The following is an 18,532-nucleotide window of genomic DNA, read 5'->3' as shown; positions in this document are numbered from 1 at the left end:
GGTGGGGGAAGAGGGAGCCGGGTCACTCCCGGGTGTAGAAGTGGTAGAAGGTCGCCGCGAAGGTGCCGGCGGCGACCACCGACGCCATGCCCACCGACCGCAGCACCGTCGCGCCCGTGAGGCTGTACAGGAAGCCGAAGGACACGCCCGCGAAGGCCGCCCACGCGAACGCGCGCAGCTCCCGGGGCAGCCCCGGCGCACCGCGGCGCAGTGCCGCGTACAGGACGGCGAAGGCGACGCCGGTGACGCCGCCGTACAGGACGTTGCCCCCGGTGATGGGGCCCCCGTCGCGGTGGATGCCCGCGGCCCAGACGCCGTAGACGACGCCGAGGAGCAGCGGACCCCACAGGTGGGAGAGGGCGCGTACGCCGGGGGTGCCGTGTGCGGTGAGTGCCATGGCGGTTCCTCTCTGTCCGAGCGCGGTCCGGGCGCCAGCCGACGGCGCGGTCCGGGCGCTTCGGCCTCCTCTCAGGAAACACCCGTACGGGTCGTCGCTCCACCGGAGCGCGTGGCACCCTGAAATTCGAGTCGTTCACATGTTCTGGCCGGGAAGCGATGAGTTTCCGCGCCGCGCCCGGTCTCCCCTCATGACGCACCGCTACCGAACCGCACGGGGAACCGCAATCGGAAGGCGTAGGGACATGAGCAGCAAGCAGCCGCGACGGCACCCGGGACCGGACGGCCTGGCCATCGAGACCGCGGGCCTGGTGAAGACGTTCGGCGACAACCGCGCGGTCGACGGCGTCGACCTGTCCGTCCCCGCGGGCACGGTCTACGGGGTGCTCGGGCCGAACGGCGCGGGCAAGACGACGACCGTGAAGATGCTGGCCACGCTCCTGCGCCCGGACGGCGGCGAGGCCCACGTCTTCGGGCACGACGTGGTCCGCGAGGCCGACGCCGTGCGCTCCATGGTCAGCCTGACCGGGCAGTACGCGTCGGTGGACGAGGACCTCACCGGGACCGAGAACCTGGTCCTGCTCGGCCGTCTCACCGGCCACGGCAAGAAGGCCGCGCACACCCGCGCCGAGCAGCTGCTCTCCGCGTTCGGCCTGGGTGACGCCGCCGGGCGGCAGGTGAAGAACTACTCGGGCGGCATGCGGCGCCGCATCGACATCGCCGCGTCCATCCTGAACACGCCCGACCTGTTGTTCCTCGACGAGCCGACGACGGGCCTCGACCCGCGCAGCCGCAACCAGGTGTGGGACATCGTGCGCGCCGTCGTCGCCCAGGGCACGACGGTCCTGCTGACCACGCAGTATCTGGACGAGGCCGACCAGCTGGCGGCCCGCATCGCCGTCATCGACAAGGGCCGGGTCATCGCCGAGGGCACCAAGGGCGAGCTGAAGGCGTCGGTCGGCGCGGGCGCGGTGCACGTGCGGCTGCGCGACGCCCACCAGCGCCAGGAGGCCGCCGACCTGCTCGGCCGCGTCCTCGCCGTACGGGTGCAGCTGGAGCCGGACCCGGTGGCGCTGACCGCGCGCGTCGGCGACGGCACAGCGGGCAGCGGGGAAGCGGGCGCCGAGGAAGCGGCCGCCGAGAAGGCCTCGCGGGCGCTCGCCGAGCTCGCCCGCGCGGGCATCACCGTCGACAACTTCTCGCTCGGCCAGCCCAGCCTGGACGAGGTGTTCCTCGCCCTCACCGGAAAGCCGGTCCCCGACCAGGACCCGGCTGCTTCGTCCCCGACCCCGCAGGACCGCAAGGAAGCCGAGGCCGCCGCATGAGCACCGCGACCACCACCGAGGAGCGGGACCTGGCGCCCGTGCACACCGAGTCCCTCGCCGAACTGCTCATCTCCAAGGACCGCCCGCGCCGCCCCAGCGCCCTGTCCACGTCCCTGACGTTCGGCTGGCGCGCCGTGCTGAAGATCAAGCACGTGCCGGAGCAGCTGTTCGACGTGACGGCGTTCCCGATCATGATGGTGCTGATGTACACGTATCTGTTCGGCGGGGCGCTCGCCGGATCGCCGCGCGAGTACATCCAGTACCTGCTCCCCGGCATCCTGGTGATGTCCGTCGTCATGATCACGATGTACACGGGCCTCTCGGTCAACACCGACATCGAGAAGGGCGTCTTCGACCGCTTCCGCTCGCTGCCGATCTGGCGGCCATCGACGATGGTCGGCTATCTCCTGGGCGACGCCCTGCGGTACGCGATGGCCTCGGCCGTGATGCTGACCGTCGGCCTCATCCTGGGCTTCCGCCCGGACAGCGCCGTCGGCGTCCTGCTCGGCGTGGCCCTGCTCCTGGTGTTCTCGTTCGCGTTCTCGTGGGTGTGGACGATGTTCGGTCTTCTGCTGCGCTCCGAGAAGTCCGTGATGGGCGTCAGCATGATGGTCCTGTTCCCGCTGACGTTCCTCAGCGACATCTTCGTCAAGCCGGAGACCATGCCCGGCTGGCTCCAGGCCTTCGTCAACAACAACCCCGTCACGCACGTCGCGTCCGCCGTGCGCGGTCTGATGGCCGGTGACTGGCCGGGCGCCGAGATCGCCTGGAGCCTCGGCTGGGCGGGACTGCTCGTGGCGGTGTTCGGTCCGGTGACGATGCGGCTGTACAACCGCAAGTGACCCGGGCCCCTCTGCGGGCACCCCCGGCCCGTACACCCACACGTAGTGATCTGTCACTTTCGCTTGCTCCATCCGGAGCCACCCCGGTCGCGCCCAGCGTGACCGGGGTCTTGCCTTGAGGCGTGCCCCCACGCCTGCGCTCCGTCCTGTCCGCCGTCGCCCTCGCCCTCGCCTGTCTCCTCGTCGCGCCGGGCACGGTCGCCACCTGGGCGACGTACGAGATCGAGGACACGGACCGGTACGTCGCCACGATGGCACCCCTGTCCTCCGACCCGGCGGTGCGCTCGGCGGTCGCCGCCGCCGTCACCGACTCCGTGGTCAAGGAGATCGACGCGGGGCCGCTGCAGTCCGCCGTCGAGTCGTTCGTGCGGGCGGCCGTGCGCTCCTTCACCGAGACCCCGGCCTTCCGCACCGCGTGGAACGCGGCGAACCGCGCCGCCCACGCGGCCGTCGAACAAGCCCTGCGCAACGACTCCGACAGCGGCGTCACCATCGACCTCGCCCCCATCACCGAGCAGGTCAAACGGCAGCTCGACGCCGAAGGCGTGCCGTTCGCCGACCGCATCCCCGTGCGCCACACCACCGTCACGGTGATGAAGGCGCAGGACCTGAGCGACTTCCGGAAGGGGTTCCGCATGCTCCAGGCCGCGGGCCTGTGGCTGCCCGTCGCCGCCGTGGCCCTCGCCGTCGGCGGCATCCTGCTCGCCGTCCGCCGCGGGCGCGCCGTCGCCCTCACCGGCCTCGGCACGGCGCTCGCCGCCGCCGTCCTGTTCGCCGCCCTCGCCGTGGGGCGCGCCCTCACGCTCGACGACCTGCCGCCGGACGTCTCCCGGGCCGCCGCGGGCGCCGTCTACGACGCCCTCACCGCGAGCCTGCGCACGGCGGCGTGGGTGCTGCTCGCGGTGGGCCTCGCCGTGGCGCTCGGCGTCTGGGGTGCCCGATGGCTGCGGCGGCGCGGGGCGCTGAGAAACCTTCCCGCTGGCCCGCGCGTCTCTAAGGGAGGATTCGGGCAGCGCGCCGCACGGCGGGCACCCCGCTGACGAAAGGCCGCACCCTTGGAGCCCGTGACGGCACCGCCCGCACCCCCCGAAGCCGTACCCGACCCCGATCCGTACGGACGACGGCCCGGGCGCTGGCGGCTCTCCGCCTGGACGGCGGCCGTCCTGCTCGCGGGGGTGAGCGTGGTGCTCGGCTGCCGCGCCGCCGACACGGACGCGATCACGCCGGTGCCGCAGCTCCTGGCCTTCCTGCCGTGGCTGCTCGCCCCCGCGGGCGCCGCGCTGCTGCTCGCCGCGTACGGGCGGTGGCGGACCGGCCTGGTGTGGGCGGTGGCCGTGCTCGGCGGGCTCGCCTGGTTCATGGAGCCGTACGGCAAGGTCGCCGAGCCCGACGGGCCGCCGGTCGCCGACCTGCGCATCCTCGCCTCGAACGTCGAATTCGGGCGCGGCACGCCCGGGTTGGTCAAGGCCGTGCGGGAGCGCAAGCCCGACCTCGTCTTCGTCTCCGAGTGCGACGACGCCTGCCGCGCGCGGCTGCGCACGGAGCTGGGGGCCGACTATCCGTACCGCGTCGCCGCCGAGAAGCACGGCGCCGCCGGGTCCGTCATCCTCGGCAACGTGCCGCTGCGCGCGGCCGCCGGGGTGCGCGGCACCCTCGGCATGCCCGGGGCCGTCGCCGACGTCAAGGGCGTGCCGGTGCGGGTGCAGCTGGCGCATCCGATGCCGCCGGTGCCGGGGGACGTGGACCGGTGGCGGCGCGAACTCGGCGCGCTGCGGGACTACGCCGCGGCCGGGCGGGGGCGGCCCACCGTCATCGCCGGGGACTTCAACGCCACGCAGGACCACGCGGCGTTCCGGCGCGTGCTCGGCGCCGGGCTGCGGGACGGGGCGCGGCTCGCCGGTGCGTCCCGCACGCCCACCTGGCCCACGGCCCTGCCCCGCCCCTTCGGCGCGCAGATCGACCACGTCCTCCTGACCCGGGACTTCGCGGCGCACGCGGCCCGCGTCCTGACCCTCGGCAACACGGACCACCGTGCGGTGCTCGTGGACGTGACGCTGCACCGGGGATAGCCCGCGTGGGACGCCCCAGACCCGCCCCTTCCCGAACTGGGGCTCCGCCCCAGACCCCGCTCCTCAAACGCCGGAGGGGCTAGAAGCTGCCGGTGGTTCCAGCCCGTCCGGCGTTTGAGGACGAGGCGCGGAGCGCCAATGCAGTGGGGCGGGGGGACGGGGGCGGCAGCCCCCGGTTCGGGAAGGGGCGGGTCTGGGGCGTCCCGCGAGGGCACCGTAAGGCCAGGTCACAGCCATGCCCCGCCATAATGGCGGCATGCCCCGCCGCGCCCCCCTGGCCGCACTGACCCCACCGGACTGGCTCGTCAGATCGCTCAAGCCACAACCGGCCCCCATCCCCTGGGCAGCCATGGCCCGCGCAGCCATCGCCATGGCCCTGCCCCTGGCCATCGGCACGGCCGCGGGCGAGCCCGCCTACGGCGCCCTCGCCAGCATGGGCGCCCTCTCCGGAGTCATCGGCGACACCGCGGACGCGTACCGCATGCGCATCCTCAACATCGCCGTCCCCCAGCTGTTCGGCGCCATCGGCGTCACCCTGGGCGCGCTCGCCTTCGGCCACGGCTGGGCCGCGGTCGCCGCGGTCACCCTGATCGCGCTGGTGTCGGGGATGATGTCGACGATCGGCGCCGTCGCCTCGGTGTCGGGCCTGCTGCTCCTGCTCAACGCGGTGATCGGCGCGGGCCTGCCGCTGCCCGGTGAGTGGTGGCTGGCCCCCGCCCTGATGACCGGCGGCGGCCTGCTCGTCCTGGTCCTCGCGCTGCTCGCCTGGCCGCTGCGCTCCGGCGTGCCGGAACGGGCCGCCGTCGCCGCCGCGTACCGCGACGTGGCCGCGCTCCTGGAGGCCGCGGGGACCGAGCACACCGGCGACGACGCCTACGACCGGGCCCGCGCCGCCGTCACCGCCTCCCTCAACCAGGCCTACGACCTCGCCCTGGCCCGCCGCGCCCGCGACCACGGCCGCAGCCCCGACCTGGTGCGGCTCATCGCCGAGCTGAACGCCGTCACCCCGGTCGTCGAGGCCGCGCCCGCCGCCCACCAGTACGGCGAGCGGCTGCCGCCGGAACTGCCGGAGGCGGCCCGCAGGCTCGCCGCCGCCATCGAGCGCGGGCCCGCCCCCGGCCCCCTCGATCTGGGCCTGCCCGAGGAGTTGCCGACGACGTACGGCGCCGCGGCCCGCGCCGTGCACCAGGCGCTGCGGCACGTCGCCGACACCCTCGCCGACCCCGACCCGCTGACCTCCACCCGCGCCGACGACCGCCTCGGCCGCCCCGCCGCCCTGCGCGTCCGGGCCCGGCGCGCCACCCGCAACGTCGTGCTCTCCGGGGCCTCCTGGCGCTACGGCCTGCGGCTAGCGCTGTGCATCGGCATCGCGCAGGCCCTGGTGTCCCTCGTCGACGTGCCCCGCTCGTACTGGGTGGCCCTCACCGTCACCTTCGTCCTCAAGCCCGACTTCGGGTCCGTGTTCTCGCGCGCGGTACTGCGGGCGCTTGGCACGGCGGCGGGGCTCGTGGTGGCGGCGGCGGTCCTCGGCGCCGTCGACCGCGGCTGGTGGGACGTGCCGGTGGTGCTCGTCCTCGCCACGCTCATCCCCGCGCTCACCCCGCGCGGGTACGGCTATCAGACGGCCGCGATCACCCCGGTGATCCTGCTCCTGTCGGACGTCCTCAACCACCAGGGCTTTGGGCTCGTCATGCCCCGGCTCCTGGACAGCCTCGTCGGCTGCGCGATCGCGCTCGTCGCGGGCTATCTGCTGTGGCCGGAGAGCTGGCACACCCGCATCGGCGACCGGCTCGCGGACGCGGTGGCCGACACGGCGGCGTACGTGGAGTGCGCGTTCGGGGACAGCGGCGACCCGGCCGCGCGGGCGCGCATGCGGCGGCGCCTGTACCGGGACCTGTCCGACATCCGTACGGAGTTCCAGCGCGCCCTGACCGAACCGCCGCCCACCGGGGCGCGGGCCGCCGCGTGGTGGCCGCTGGTGGTGGCCGTCGAGCGGATCGTCGACGCGACGACGGCGGCGCGGGTGCGCGTACGGCACGGAACCTCCGCCCCCGAGGGGGCGGAGGTCGGGGAAGTCGTGCGGCAGCTGCGGGAACTGGCCGCCGCCTTGCGGGAGGTCGAGGTGCTCGTCCCGGTGCCGGTGGAGTTCACCGGGCCCGAGGACAGCGTCCTCGAACCCTTGCGCCAAGAGGTAGGCGCGGCCCGCGCCATCGCGTCACCGCGTCCGTAGGCCTCGCGGGGCGCCCCAGGCCCGCCCCTTCCCGATCCGGGGGCGGCTGCCCCCGTTCCCCCGCTCAAAGATGTTGGCGCTTCGCGCCTCGTCCTCAAACGCCGGACGGGCTGGATGTCCCGGCCGTGGCTGCGACAGTTTTAGCCCCTCCGGCGTTTGAGGAGCGGGGTCTGGGGCGGAGCCCCAGGTCGGGAAGGGGTGGGCCAGGGGGCTCCCAGCCGGGTCAGTGCTTGGCTGAGGACTGGACCTGCTTGATGGCCTTGGCCAACCCGTTGGCCCACAGCTGGTTGACGCGGGCCCGCTCAGCCGCGTTGGGCTGCGCGTTCTGGCAGGACGTGCCGGGCCCGCCACCGGACATCAGCTCCGAGCACGGCCCGCGGTAGTTGTCGGGGAGCCCGAGCACGTGCCCGGTCTCGTGAGCGGTCACACGGGTCGAGTTGTACTGCTGGTTCTGGCGGTAGTCCAGGAAGATGTAGCCACGCCCGTGGCCGTTGGTGCTCGCGTACGAACCGCGCGGGTCGTTGCCCTCGCGGTACTCGAAGCTCGTACCGCTGGAGCCTTCCTGGAGCTTGACGTTGGTGACGGCCGCGTTCCATATGGACGTGCTGGCGGCGATCTGCTGCCGGAACGAGGGGGCGCGCGAGGTGCTGTAGGTCACCGTGACGGCCTTGGCGCCGGGGTTCGCGGCGCGCTTCTCGGCGACCGCCTTGACGACGGCCTCGAAGAACGCCTTGTTGGCCTTGGCCTCTGCCGCGGAACCCGTGTACCGGGCGTACGAGGAGGAGGCGCTGGTGGCGCCGGACTTCTGGTCGGACGACGAGGCCGCCGAAGCGACGGAGGAGGTGCCGAGCGCGGCGACCGCGAGCCCGAGCGCGGCGGCGACGGACACATAACGCTTGTGCATGTGGGGGGCTCCCTATTTCGTTCGATGAAAGATGAACGTTTCGGTATGGGTGAGTGTCAGGGAGCCGGGCCGTCCGCGGATGATGGCAGCTGGCGATAGCGCGGCCCTATCACCGCACATCCGGTCACCGCACAAAGGGGCAACTTCTGGGGTTCCATGGGTGTTTGGGTGGCTGGTGTGTCGCGGTAACCGGCTCTACGCTCACGCCCATGGAGCTCGAGGTCAGGCACCTCCGCGCACTGTGCGCCATCGCCGACAGCGGCAGCCTGCACAAGGCCGCCCGCGAACTCGGCATGAGCCAGCCCTCGTTGACCACCCAGCTGCGCCGGATCGAGCACGCCGTCGGCGGCCGCCTCTTCGTCCGGGAACGCACCGGCTGCCGCCCCACCCCGCTCGGCCGCTCCGTCCTCAGCCGCGCCCGCCCCCTCGTCATCGAGATGCGGGCCCTGGTCACCGAGGCGCGCGCCGCGGCCGCCCGCTCGGCCGACGGCGAGGCCCGCCTGCGCATCGGCTCCACCGCGAGCCGCGCCATACCGGGCTGGCTGCGCAGGCTCCGCGCCAGCATGCCCGGCACCGAGACCTCCCTGCGGATGGACGTCTCCGCCAACGCGCTCCTGCGCGAGGTCACCGAGGGCCAGCTCGACGTGGCCTTCGTGCACGAGGTCGACGGCAGTCCGCTGAGATTCCCCGACGGGCTCAGACGCCGCGTCCTCATCGACCGCGAACCGCAGTTCGTCTCCCTCGCCGCCGACCACCCCGCCGCCCGCGCCCCCGTCGTACGCCTCACCGACCTCGCCGCCGACCGCTGGATGGTCGACCCGACCGTCGACGGCGAATGGGACGGCCTGCGCCGGGTGCTCTCCGCCGCCGGACTCAACCCCCGGGTCCTGCACGGCGACTACCTCACCGCCGCCACGCTCGTCGCCACCGGCGAGGTCGTCACCGTCTGCCAGCCGACGTCGGTAGCGAGACCCGACATGGCCGTCAGACCCCTGCACGGCGATCCGCTCGGCGTCCGCCTGTACGTCGCGGCCCGCACGGACGAGGAGCTGAACGCCGTGTACGGGGACCTGGAGGCCGCGTACTGGGAGGCCGCCGCGGAGGCCCCCGCCTACCAGGACTGGCTGCTCACCAACCGGGGCGCGGGCCCCCCACCCCCCGGCCCGCCCCCGCCCCCACCGCCTTGTCCCCCTCCCTGTGCCCCTCCCTGTCCCCCCACCCGCACCACCGCCCCCGCCGTCCCCGCCGTCTTCCCCGCCGCTCCCCCCACCCCGCCCCCGGACCTTGGTCCCACCCCCACCCGTGACCTTCGGCCAACCCCTCTCTGACCTGCGGTTTCCACCGTTTTACGGTTCCGCGTCGCGGTCTGCGGCCAGTTGTTACGTTTTCTACGGATGACACACACATGGCGCCCGTAGGTTCATATCCGTCGCCACCGCAAAGGGGCACATAGACGGACAAGACGCCGACCAGTACGAGGGAAACACGCCATGCGCGCCACCCGACGCACCATCCGCACCGCCGCCATCGCCACCGGCGCGATCGCCGCGCTCGCCGTCCCCACCACCGCCGCCTTCGCCGACACCCCGCCGGCCCCGCACGCGGCCGACGGCGCCACCGCGCCGGGCGACCAGACGCCGAACCCGGACCCCACGCCGACGCCGGACGACAAGACGACCCCGGACGACCACGGCAAGCCGGACGACCGGACCACGCCCGACGGCGACAAGGACGGCGACCAGGACAAGCCCGTCCCCGGCGGCTGGGAGTCCAAGGGCACCGTCAGCCTCGGCGGCGGCTGGACCGCGCAGGTCGACGTGAACGCCTCCGCCCGCTCCGCCAAGGCGCAGCTCCTCCAGGACGGCGTCGCCAAGGGCTCCCTGAGCGCCGAGGGCCAGGCGGCGTCCACCAAGATCAGCGGCTACACGTTCACGCTCGCCACCGACGGCACGGTCACCAAGACCGGCTCCGGCGACGACAAGGACGGGGACAAGGACAAGGACAAGGACAAGCCGGTCCCCGGCGGCTGGGTCTCCAAGGGCACCGTCTCCCTCGGCCACGGCTGGAGCGCCAAGGTCGACGTGAACGCCTCCGCGCGCAGCGCCAAGGCGCAGCTCTTCCAGAACGGCGTCGCCAAGGGCTCCCTGAAGGCGTACATCAAGCCCGCCTCCACGAAGATCGGCGGCTGCGTCTTCACGCTCACGGCCGACGGCACGGTCACCAAGACCGGGGCGCCGACCCCGCCGAAGCCCAAGCCGGGGCCCGCGAAGAAGCGCGTCTTCGTGCGCGAGTACACCAACCTCGGCAAGACCGGCTTCGACGCCAAGGTCTACAAGACCAAGGCCGGATACGAGGCCGACATGATCGCCCCGGCCCCCGACACCGGCAAGAAGACCGTCTGGGACACCCTGAGGCAGACCGGTGCCAAGGCCGCGTACGGCCAGCACAACGGCGCCCACTTCGTGCTCAACCCGGACGGCACCATGAAGGGCTGGGTCGAGGGCCACAAGGGCGGCGCCAAGCCGACCGCTCCGGGCACCTCCACCAAGGTGCCGCACGGCGGCGTCAAGGCGGGCGCCGACGGCGTGGGCGACGACTCGCCCGGCACCCCGCTGGTCGCCGCGGGCGGCGGCATGGCGGCGCTCGGCGCGGCGGGCCTGGGCTTCGCGATGTACCGCCGCAGGCAGAACGGCTAGTCGCCGACGGCCGTACGGAGACGGGGCACCCCCTGCTGAAGGGGGTGCCCCGTCCGCGTACTCAGAGCACTCAGAGCACTCAGACGCCGATGTCGCGGCCGTCCGCGCGCCACACCGACACGACCGCCGGGCGCACGATCTTGCCGGGGCCGTCGGGCCAGGTGCTCGCGGGCTTCTCGACGGAGGCGCCGTCCACCTCGCCCGGGTGCTGCACGGCGACGAGCACGCGCCGCTCCTGCACCAGCGGGCCGCAGGTCTCCGCGCCCTTCGGCATCGTCAGGAACTGCTTGAGCTCACCGCGCCGCTCGCCCTTCGTGGCGACGCCGAACAGGCCGTCGTGGGAGCCGAGCTGGTTGCCGTCGGTGGAGATCCACAGGTTGCCGTGCGGGTCGAAGGCCACGTTGTCCGGGCAGGAGATGGGGCTGACCTTGTCCTTGGGGAAGCCCGCGAAGTAGGTGGCCGGGTCGCCCGGGTCGCCCGCGACGAGGAAGAGGTTCCAGGCGAAGCGCGTGGACTCCGGGCGGTTGCGGACTTCCGTCAGTTCGAGCACCTGGCCGTGCTTGTTGAGGTTGCGCGGGTTGGCCTCGTCGGCACCGGCCTTGCCGGGCTTGCCGCGGTCGCTGTTGTTGGTCAGCGCGACGTAGACCTTGCCGGTCTTCGGCGACGGCTCGATGTCCTCGGGGCGGTCCATCTTCGTGGCGCCGACCTTGTCACCGGCCTGGCGCGTGAAGACGTACACCTCGTCGGCGGTCATGCCCTCCACGTGCGAGACGGCCTTGCCGCCCGCGTACGCGGTGGCCAGCGGAATCCACGTGCCGCTGCCGTCGAACTCGCCGTCGCTCGGCAGCTTGCCCGTGCCGTCGATCTCCGCGGCCGGGGAGTCGCCCGTGAACTTGGCGACGTACAGGGTGCCCTCGTCGAGCAGCGTCAGGTTGTGCTCGCGCGCCCAGCGCGAGTTCCCCTTCGCCATGCGCTTGCTGCCGACGAACTTGTACACGTAGTCGAAGCGCTCGTCGTCGCCCATGTAGACGACCGGGCGGCCGTCGCTGGTCAGGCGGGGCTGCGCGCCCTCGTGCTTGAAGCGGCCGAGCGCGGTGCGCTTGCGCGGGACGGAGTCCGGGTCGTACGGGTCGAGTTCGACGACCCAGCCGAAGCGGTTCGGCTCGTTCGGCTCCTTGGTGAGGTCGAAGCGGTCGTCGAACCGCTCCCACTTGCGCTCCGACTCCCCGCCCGCGACGCCGTAGCGCTTCAGGCGCGCCGCCTGCGTCGGGTCCGTGACCTTGTCCGCGTGCGCGAAGTACTGGTTGAAGTTCTCCTCGCCGTGCAGCGTCGTGCCCCACGGGGTGGTGCCGCCGGAGCAGTTGTTGAGGGTGCCGAGGACGGTGGTGCCGCGCGGGTCGGCCTTCGTACGGACGTACTCGCTGCGCGCGGCGGGCCCGGTGAGGTGGAACTTGCTGGTGGTGGTGAGGCGCCGGTTGAGGTGGTGGCGGGGCACGGCGCGCAGCGCGCCGGTCTTGCGCTCGCCGTCGACCACGACGACGGACAGGCCGTGCGCGGCCCAGGCGATCTCGACCTGCTCGCGGGTCGGGTTCTTGGCGTCGTAGCCCTTGAACATCAGGATCTCGTCCGTGTACTCGTGGTTGGCCACGAGCACCTGACGGCCGTGCTCCTCGCTCTCGCCGCGCAGCGGCAGCAGGCTGAGGAAGTCGTTGTTGTAGCCGAACTGGCCCGCCTGGGCCTTCGCGGACTGCTTGTCCGCGTCGAACGCCGGGGCGCCGCGCAGGATGGGCTCGCCCCAGCGGATCACGACGTTCTGGCGGTGGCCCTCGGGGATCGTCACCGTGTCGGCGGTGTTCGGGGCGACGGGGGCGAAGCGCAGGCCGCGCGCGGCCTTCTTGCCTCTGGGTTTGTACGCCGCCGGGGCCGCGCCCTCGGCCGCGGTGGCCTCACCGGCGCCGGGGCCGAGCGCCACGCCGCCCGCGGCCGAGGCCGCCACCGTCACCACGGCCGCCGCGCGCATCATCGAACGGCGGCTGAGGGCACCGGCTATGACGTCGCCGACGTATTCGTTGTCGCTCGTGTTCGGCACCGGGTGGAAGCAGGCGTCGCCGCAGCGGAACCGGCACGTCATGGCCGAACGGCCGCCGGAGCCGCCCGGGTGCGAGGTGATCAGGGGGAGCAGCTTGCGCACGGGGTTTCCTCCAGAGTGGCCGGATCGCAGCGGTTTCCGGCTGGAGGCTAGAGGGGGTGGCCAGCAGGGCGGGGGACGGGAGGTGAACGGGGGGTGAAATACGGGGCGGCCGTGGGGGGCGTCCCGCTGGCGCGGGTGGCCGCTAACCTTACGTGTCTGTCTTGGCCAGGGCCGGCGGGGCTATAACTCATCTGAAAGGGTGCGGAGATGGGCATTCTGGGTCGTCTGCGGGACGCGTTCCAACGCTCCCGGACCAAGCGACGCGCTGCGGGGTCCCTTGCGGGGGGCACCCCGGCGGAGGCCGCCCCTCTGGAGCCGGCCCCTGCGGAGCCCGCCCCGTCGGAGCCCGCCCCCGCGAAGGTCGCCCCGGCTGGGGCTGCGCCGTCCTCGGCGGCTGTTCCGGCTGCGCGGACGTCCGCGGCGGAGGAGCTCGTGGCTGCGGCGTTCGACAACGTGACGGTGCGTGCGGCCGCCCGCCGCTCCGCGGCGGGGGTTTCCCACCCACCCGCCCATGACTCGAAGCCACAAACGGCCCCCACCCAGGCCACCGGGGAATCCCCCGTCCCCAACACATCCCCGACCCCCCAGGCAGAGCCCCTCGCGGAAACAGCCCCCTCACCCGAGGCCGAGCCCTCCACGGAGCCAGCACCCTCGCCCGAGGCCGAACCCCTCGCCAAGGCCGAGCCCGAGGCCGAACCCCTCACCGAGGCCGAGCCCTCCACGGAAGCAGCGCCCTCGCCCAAGGCCGAACTCTCTGCGGAAGCAGCACCCGCATCCAAAGCCGAGCCCCTCGCCGAGGCCGAGCCCTCTCCCAAGGCCGAACCCCTCGCAGAAACGGCCCGGAAGGCCCAGGCAGGGGCCCTCGCAGAGGCAGCACCCGCACCCAAGGACGAGCCCCTCGCCGAGGCCGCACCGCAAGACAACGCCGAACCCTCCATGGACGCGGTTCCGCGAGCGGAAGCGAACCCGCCCGCGGACACCCCCGCCCACGCGGAACAGCCCGCCAAGCCGGAGGCGGTCACCGACGCGGACGCGTCGGCCTCCACGGACCCCGTCACTGCCGAAGGCACCACCCCACCGCCCGCCAAGCCGGAAGCCCCCACCCACACGGACGCGTCGATCCCCACCGACACGGACGCACCGCTCCCCCCGAGCACCCCCACCGCCGAAGACAGCAACCCGGAACCCCCCGCACCCGACCCCACCGCTGTGGGCAATCGTCCCGCAGGGCGGGACGGGTGGGCACAGCCCACCGCGCCGGGTACTGCTGACCAAGCCCCGACCCCGGCGCCAGCCGAAACACCGGACGCCGTAGGCACCACCCCGGCGGCAGCCGTAGCACCGGATGCCACGGACACCGCCCCGGCGGCAGCCGAGGCACCGCAGGCCGGAGACGGCAGCCCGGCGGCAGCCAAGGCACCGCAAGGCGAGGGCGGCAGCCCGGCGGCAGCCAAGGCACCGCAGGCCGAAGACGCCAGCCCGGCGGCAGCCGAGGCGCCGCAAGGTGAGGGCGGGAGCACGGTGGCGGCGCCCGCGGTGGCGTTGGCCAGGGTCAAGGCGCGGGCGCCGCGGCTGGGCTCGGCCTACAAGGCCGCGGGCGCCGCCCTCAGGAAGCGCGGCCTCGCAGGCACCCGCGCCCATGTGTACCTCGTCCTCGACCGGTCGGGGTCCATGCGCCCGTACTACAAGGACGGCTCCGTCCAGCACCTCGCCGACCAGACCCTGGCCCTGGCCGCGCACCTGGACCCGACCGCCACGGTCACCGTCGTGTTCTTCTCGACGGACGTCGACGGCACCGCCGCCCTCACCCTCGCCGACCACGAGACCCGCGTGGAAGAGCTGCACGCGGCCTGCGGCCGCATGGGCCGCACCAGCTACCACCGCGCCGTGGAGGAGGTGGTGGCGCACTACGAGAAGGCGGAGCACCGGGACGAACCCGCGCTCGTGGTGTTCCAGACGGACGGCGCCCCGGACACCAAGGGCCCCGCCACCCAGGCCCTGGCGGACGCCGCCCGGCACCCGCTGTTCTTCTCCTTCGTCGCCTTCGGGGAGGAGGATGGCAAGGCCTTCGACTATCTGCGCAGGCTGAAAGCCGACAACGCGGGACACCACCTCGCGGGTCCCGCCCCGAAGGACCGCACCGACAAGGAGCTCTACGAGGGGCTGCTCGCCGCCTGGCGCCCCTAGGGGGCGCCCGTCTCACACCTGCGTCTCACACCTCGTGCGGATGTGAATCGATCTTCGTGGGGCCGTTAGGATTTCGACCATGGCGGCCACTGGATCCGAGAAGCAGGGGGCGGCGAACGGCGTGCAGTCGTTCTACGTATCGACCCCCATTTACTACGTCAACGACGCTCCTCACCTGGGCCACGCCTACACGACCGTCGCAGGCGACGTGCTCACGCGCTGGCACCGACAGCGCGGCGAGAAGGTGTGGTACCTCACCGGCACGGACGAGCACGGTCAGAAGATCATGCGCACGGCCGAGGCGAACGGCGTCACTCCCCAGGAGTGGTGCGACAAGCTCGTGGAGGAGGCCTGGCGGCCCCTCTGGGAGCACCTGGAGATCGCGAACGACGATTTCATCCGTACGACGGAGAAGCGGCACACGGACCGCGTCCAGGAGTTCGTCCAGGATCTCTACGACAAGGGCGAGATCTACAAGGGCGGCTACGAGGGCCCGTACTGCGTGGGGTGTGAGGAGTACAAGCTTCCGGGCGAGCTCCTCGACGGCGAGGGCGCGTACGACGGGCAGAAGCTCTGCCCCATCCACAAGAAGCCGGTCGAGCTGCTCAGCGAGGAGAACTACTTCTTCAAGCTGAGCGAGTACGGCGACAAGCTGCTCGAGCACTACGCCGCGAACCCCGGCTTCATCCAGCCCGAGTCGGCGCGCAACGAGGTCGTGAACTTCGTCAAGCAGGGGCTCCAGGACCTGTCGATCTCGCGGTCCACCTTCGACTGGGGCGTCCCGGTTCCCTGGGACGACAAGCACGTCATCTACGTGTGGGTCGACGCGCTGCTCAACTACGCGACGGCCGTGGGGTACAACGAGAACCCCGCCAAGTTCGGCGAGACCTTCCCCGCGAACGTGCACCTCGTCGGCAAGGACATCCTCCGCTTCCACGCGGTGATCTGGCCCGCGATGCTGATGGCCCAGGGCCTGCCGCTGCCCGGCAAGATCGCCGCCAACGGCTGGCTGATGGTCGGCGGCGAGAAGATGTCGAAGTCGAACCTGACCGGCATCAAGCCGCAGGACCTGACCTCGCACTTCGGCGTCGACGCCTACCGCTGGTACTTCCTGCGCGCCATCGCCTTCGGCCAGGACGGCTCCTTCTCCTGGGAGGACTTCACCGCCCGGTACACCAGCGAGCTCGCCAACGACTACGGCAACCTCGCCTCGCGCGTGGCCGCCATGGTCGGCAAGTACTTCGGCGGCGCGCTGCCCGCCGCGACGGCCGACGGACCCGCGGAGACGGCCGTGCACGAGGGCCTCGCCAAGGCCGTCGCCGAGGCCGACCGCAAGATCGGCGACGAGCTCGACTTCCAGGGCGGCATCCTCGCCGTCTTCGACTTCGTGAAGCAGGTCAACGGCTACATCACGGAGCAGGAGCCGTGGAAGGTCGCCAAGGATGACTCCGAGGAGGGCAAGGCTCGCCTTGCCACCATCCTGTACACCGCCGCCGAGTCGCTGCGCGCGGTCGCGGTGCTGCTCAACTCCGTCATGCCGGACACCTCGCAGCAGCTGTGGGACTCCCTCGGCGCCGAGGCCTCGCTGGGCGCGCTCGCGGACCAGAACGTCCAGGACGCGGGCGCCTGGGGCAAGCTCCCCGCGGGCTCCACGGTGACCAAGGGCGCGGTGCTCTTCCCGCGCCTGGAGGAGCCGAAGCAGGCGTGATGACAGTCTGACGACGCCTCGAAAGGGCCCGGAGCCGCTTGGCTCCGGGCCCTTTCGCTGTCCTCAGGCGGTGTGCGTCAGGCGGTGTACGTCCGTACCAGGCGCGCGAGTTGCCGTCCCGCCACCCGCAGGGGCTCCTCGCTGCGGCTGACCTGCGCGGTGACCTCCGCTCCCTCCAGCGTGCTGATGACCGTGGCGGCCACCTCGCGGGCGTCCGTCTCCGCGAAGCCACAGGCCAGGAGCTTCTTGGCGACCACGTCCTGCCAGCCGCGCAGCACCTCGCCGCACACCCGCTGGATCTCGGAGTCCGTGCCGAGGGTCTCCAGGGCGGCGGCCGTGAGGGGGCAGCCGTCGGTCCAGCCGGACTCGCGCAGGCCGACGGCGAGCTGGACGGCACAGGCCTCGATGGCGGCGGCCGGGTCCGCCTCGGGGGTGAGCGCGTCCTCCAGGAGCCAGGTGAACTCCTTCCCCCCGTGCTGGAGCGCGGCCACGGCCAGCGTCTCCTTGCCGCCCGGGAAGAAGTGGTAGACGGAGCCAAGGGTGGCCTCCGCCTCCGTGGCGATCTGCTTGATGCCGGTGCCGACGTAGCCCTGCCGCTGGATGAGCCGCGCGGCGACCACGACGATCCGCTCGCGCGTGCTGGGCGGCGCCTTGTACTGACTCATCCCGCCACCTTACCCCGCACTAAGTAGAGCGTTCGTTCTAGAGCCGTGCTACGTTTTGCCCAGGCGCTAGATAGAGCGCTCGTTCTAGTAACTCTTCGCTTGAACAAGGGGATACGTATGTCACGCTCCGTTACCGTCATCGGGCTCGGCCCCATGGGGCACGCCATGGCGAGCGCCTACCTGGACCGGGGGTACGAGGTCACGGTCTGGAACCGCACCCCCTCCCGCGCCGACGCCCTCGTCGAGCGCGGCGCCCGCCTCGCCGCCACCCCCGAGGACGCCCTGCGCGCCAATGACCTGGTGATCCTCAGCCTGATCGACTACGACGCGATGTACACGGCGCTCGCGGGCGCCGAGCGGGCCGTCGCGGGCCGCGTCCTGGTGAACCTCAGCTCGGACGTCCCGGACAAGGCGCGCGCCGCCGCCCGCTGGGTGACCGGGCTCGGCGGCACCCACCTCACCGGCGGCGTCCTGTCCCCGCCGCCCACCATCGGCAGCCCGGACATGTCCACCTTCTACAGCGGCCCCCGCGAGGCCTACGACACCCATCGCGAGGCCCTTGAGGTGATCACCGGCCAGACCGACTACCGGGGCGAGGACCCGGGCACCGCGGCCCTCATGTACCAGCTCAACATGGTCGTCTTCTGGCCCGCGATGCTCGCCTACTGGCAGGCCGTCGCCCTGGCCGACGCCCACGGCATCAAGGCCGCGGAGATCGCCCCGTACGTAGCGGGCAACTACGAGGGCATGCGGCAGTTCATCGACTTCTACGCGCCCCGCATCGACGCGGGCGACCACTCCGGCGACGTCGACCGCATGTCCATGGGCCTCGCGAGCATGGAGCACGTCGTCCACACGAACGAGGCCGCGGGCGTCGACACGGCCTTCCCGCAGGTGGTCCTGGACGCCTTCCGCAAGGGCACGGACGCCGGGTACGGCGCGGACAGCTTCAGCAGGATGGTGGAGTTGATCCGCAAGGCCTCCTGACGGGGCTGGCTTGATCCGTACGGTCACAGTGAGCTCTTGATCACTTCGTGACCGGTCTCACTTCGCCTTCACGCCCCCGCACGTACGCTTCACAGCATGGCCACGAATCCCGCTTCCGAGCCGCGGCGCCCGAGGCGCACCGCGGACGAGGTGAACGAGGAGATCCGTGCGCTGTGGCTGCGCTGCGGCGGGCGGCTGAGCACCGACCAGCGACGTGAGTACCAACGCCTGGTCACGGAGTGGGCCACAGCGGAAGCCGAGGCCCACGACTCCCCCAAGAGAGCCGCGTAAGAGCCCGTCCGGCGTTTGAGGACGAGGCGCGGAGCGCCAAC

At 72.5% G+C, this 18,532-nt stretch carries 15 protein-coding genes; 11 read left to right on the top strand and 4 right to left on the bottom strand.

Annotation, left to right across the window (positions count from 1 at the left end; all coding sequences use genetic code 11):
• Nucleotides 1-22: 22 nt before the first annotated feature.
• Nucleotides 23-397 (bottom strand): hypothetical protein, encoded by a 375-nt coding sequence (locus AC07A4_RS38310; protein WP_478608355.1) that lies wholly within the window; start codon nucleotides 395-397, stop codon nucleotides 23-25.
• Between the two features lie 244 nt (nucleotides 398-641).
• Between AC07A4_RS38310 and AC07A4_RS38305 the strand changes: the two genes are divergently transcribed.
• The 5 genes from AC07A4_RS38305 (at nucleotide 642) to AC07A4_RS38285 (ending at nucleotide 6,862) form a co-directional block, all read left to right on the top strand.
• Complete coding sequence (locus AC07A4_RS38305; protein WP_478608353.1) at nucleotides 642-1,721, top strand: ATP-binding cassette domain-containing protein; 1,080 nt, start codon at nucleotides 642-644, stop codon at nucleotides 1,719-1,721.
• A complete protein-coding gene (locus AC07A4_RS38300) occupies nucleotides 1,718-2,563 on the top strand; it encodes an ABC transporter permease (RefSeq protein ID WP_478608350.1) in 846 nt (281 codons plus the stop codon). Before AC07A4_RS38305 ends, AC07A4_RS38300 begins: the two co-directional genes overlap by 4 nt.
• 122 nt (nucleotides 2,564-2,685) lie before the next feature.
• Nucleotides 2,686-3,603, top strand: a complete 918-nt coding sequence (locus tag AC07A4_RS38295; protein WP_478608349.1) for a hypothetical protein — start codon at nucleotides 2,686-2,688, stop codon at nucleotides 3,601-3,603.
• A 24-nt stretch (nucleotides 3,604-3,627) separates the two neighbouring features.
• A complete protein-coding gene (locus AC07A4_RS38290; RefSeq protein ID WP_478608347.1) occupies nucleotides 3,628-4,632 on the top strand; it encodes an endonuclease/exonuclease/phosphatase family protein in 1,005 nt (334 codons plus the stop codon).
• A 256-nt stretch (nucleotides 4,633-4,888) separates the two neighbouring features.
• Nucleotides 4,889-6,862 (top strand): FUSC family protein, encoded by a 1,974-nt coding sequence (locus AC07A4_RS38285; RefSeq protein WP_478608345.1) that lies wholly within the window; start codon nucleotides 4,889-4,891, stop codon nucleotides 6,860-6,862.
• Nucleotides 6,863-7,085: 223 nt separating this feature from the next.
• Here AC07A4_RS38285 and snpA read toward each other — a convergent pair whose 3' ends face one another.
• Nucleotides 7,086-7,766 carry a snapalysin gene (gene snpA / locus AC07A4_RS38280; RefSeq protein ID WP_478608342.1) on the bottom strand — a complete coding sequence of 227 codons (681 nt, stop codon included), beginning with the start codon at nucleotides 7,764-7,766 and terminating at the stop codon, nucleotides 7,086-7,088.
• A gap of 209 nt (nucleotides 7,767-7,975) precedes the next feature.
• On the opposite strand from snpA, the gene AC07A4_RS38275 reads away from it, so the two are divergent.
• Nucleotides 7,976-9,094, top strand: coding sequence for a LysR family transcriptional regulator (locus tag AC07A4_RS38275; RefSeq protein WP_478608340.1), 1,119 nt, complete (start codon nucleotides 7,976-7,978; stop codon nucleotides 9,092-9,094).
• Between the two features lie 162 nt (nucleotides 9,095-9,256).
• On the top strand, nucleotides 9,257-10,462 hold the full coding sequence (locus tag AC07A4_RS38270; RefSeq protein WP_478608337.1) for a hypothetical protein: 1,206 nt from the start codon (nucleotides 9,257-9,259) through the stop codon (nucleotides 10,460-10,462).
• Between the two features lie 79 nt (nucleotides 10,463-10,541).
• Here AC07A4_RS38270 and AC07A4_RS38265 read toward each other — a convergent pair whose 3' ends face one another.
• On the bottom strand, nucleotides 10,542-12,653 hold the full coding sequence (locus AC07A4_RS38265; protein ID WP_478608335.1) for a PhoX family protein: 2,112 nt from the start codon (nucleotides 12,651-12,653) through the stop codon (nucleotides 10,542-10,544).
• 207 nt (nucleotides 12,654-12,860) lie between these two features.
• Here AC07A4_RS38265 and AC07A4_RS38260 point away from each other — a divergent pair, with 207 nt between their 5' ends.
• Nucleotides 12,861-14,840, top strand: coding sequence for a VWA domain-containing protein (locus AC07A4_RS38260; protein ID WP_478608333.1), 1,980 nt, complete (start codon nucleotides 12,861-12,863; stop codon nucleotides 14,838-14,840).
• Between the two features lie 79 nt (nucleotides 14,841-14,919).
• Entirely contained in the window at nucleotides 14,920-16,548 is a 1,629-nt protein-coding gene (gene metG / locus AC07A4_RS38255) for a methionine--tRNA ligase (protein ID WP_478608331.1), read from the top strand.
• A 77-nt stretch (nucleotides 16,549-16,625) separates the two neighbouring features.
• On the opposite strand, the gene AC07A4_RS38250 is transcribed toward metG, so the two are convergent.
• Nucleotides 16,626-17,213: a TetR/AcrR family transcriptional regulator gene (locus tag AC07A4_RS38250; protein WP_478608329.1), complete on the bottom strand. Its 588-nt coding sequence runs from the start codon at nucleotides 17,211-17,213 to the stop codon at nucleotides 16,626-16,628.
• 117 nt (nucleotides 17,214-17,330) lie between these two features.
• Here AC07A4_RS38250 and AC07A4_RS38245 point away from each other — a divergent pair, with 117 nt between their 5' ends.
• Nucleotides 17,331-18,200, top strand: coding sequence for an NAD(P)-dependent oxidoreductase (locus AC07A4_RS38245; protein ID WP_478608327.1), 870 nt, complete (start codon nucleotides 17,331-17,333; stop codon nucleotides 18,198-18,200).
• A gap of 96 nt (nucleotides 18,201-18,296) precedes the next feature.
• Entirely contained in the window at nucleotides 18,297-18,491 is a 195-nt protein-coding gene (locus tag AC07A4_RS38240; RefSeq protein WP_478608325.1) for a hypothetical protein, read from the top strand.
• Nucleotides 18,492-18,532: the final 41 nt, after the last annotated feature.

Source organism: Streptomyces sp. NPDC043996, from assembly GCF_056435225.1.
The sequence above is the reverse complement of the archived record's forward strand: the minus strand, read 5'-3'. Positions and strand labels throughout refer to the sequence as shown.

Bases quoted from the DNA above. Each gene is read 5' to 3' on its own strand.
- AC07A4_RS38250 (WP_478608329.1), bottom strand. From the start codon at position 17,213: ATGAGTCAGTACAAGGCGCCGCCCAGCACGCGCGAGCGGATCGTCGTG.
- AC07A4_RS38310 (WP_478608355.1), bottom strand. From the start codon at position 397: ATGGCACTCACCGCACACGGCACCCCCGGCGTACGCGCCCTCTCCCAC.
- metG (WP_478608331.1), top strand. From the start codon at position 14,920: ATGGCGGCCACTGGATCCGAGAAGCAGGGGGCGGCGAACGGCGTGCAG.
- AC07A4_RS38260 (WP_478608333.1), top strand. From the start codon at position 12,861: ATGGGCATTCTGGGTCGTCTGCGGGACGCGTTCCAACGCTCCCGGACC.
- AC07A4_RS38240 (WP_478608325.1), top strand. From the start codon at position 18,297: ATGGCCACGAATCCCGCTTCCGAGCCGCGGCGCCCGAGGCGCACCGCG.
- AC07A4_RS38270 (WP_478608337.1), top strand. From the start codon at position 9,257: ATGCGCGCCACCCGACGCACCATCCGCACCGCCGCCATCGCCACCGGC.
- AC07A4_RS38305 (WP_478608353.1), top strand. From the start codon at position 642: ATGAGCAGCAAGCAGCCGCGACGGCACCCGGGACCGGACGGCCTGGCC.
- AC07A4_RS38285 (WP_478608345.1), top strand. From the start codon at position 4,889: ATGCCCCGCCGCGCCCCCCTGGCCGCACTGACCCCACCGGACTGGCTC.
- snpA (WP_478608342.1), bottom strand. From the start codon at position 7,766: ATGCACAAGCGTTATGTGTCCGTCGCCGCCGCGCTCGGGCTCGCGGTC.
- AC07A4_RS38245 (WP_478608327.1), top strand. From the start codon at position 17,331: ATGTCACGCTCCGTTACCGTCATCGGGCTCGGCCCCATGGGGCACGCC.
- AC07A4_RS38300 (WP_478608350.1), top strand. From the start codon at position 1,718: ATGAGCACCGCGACCACCACCGAGGAGCGGGACCTGGCGCCCGTGCAC.
- AC07A4_RS38275 (WP_478608340.1), top strand. From the start codon at position 7,976: ATGGAGCTCGAGGTCAGGCACCTCCGCGCACTGTGCGCCATCGCCGAC.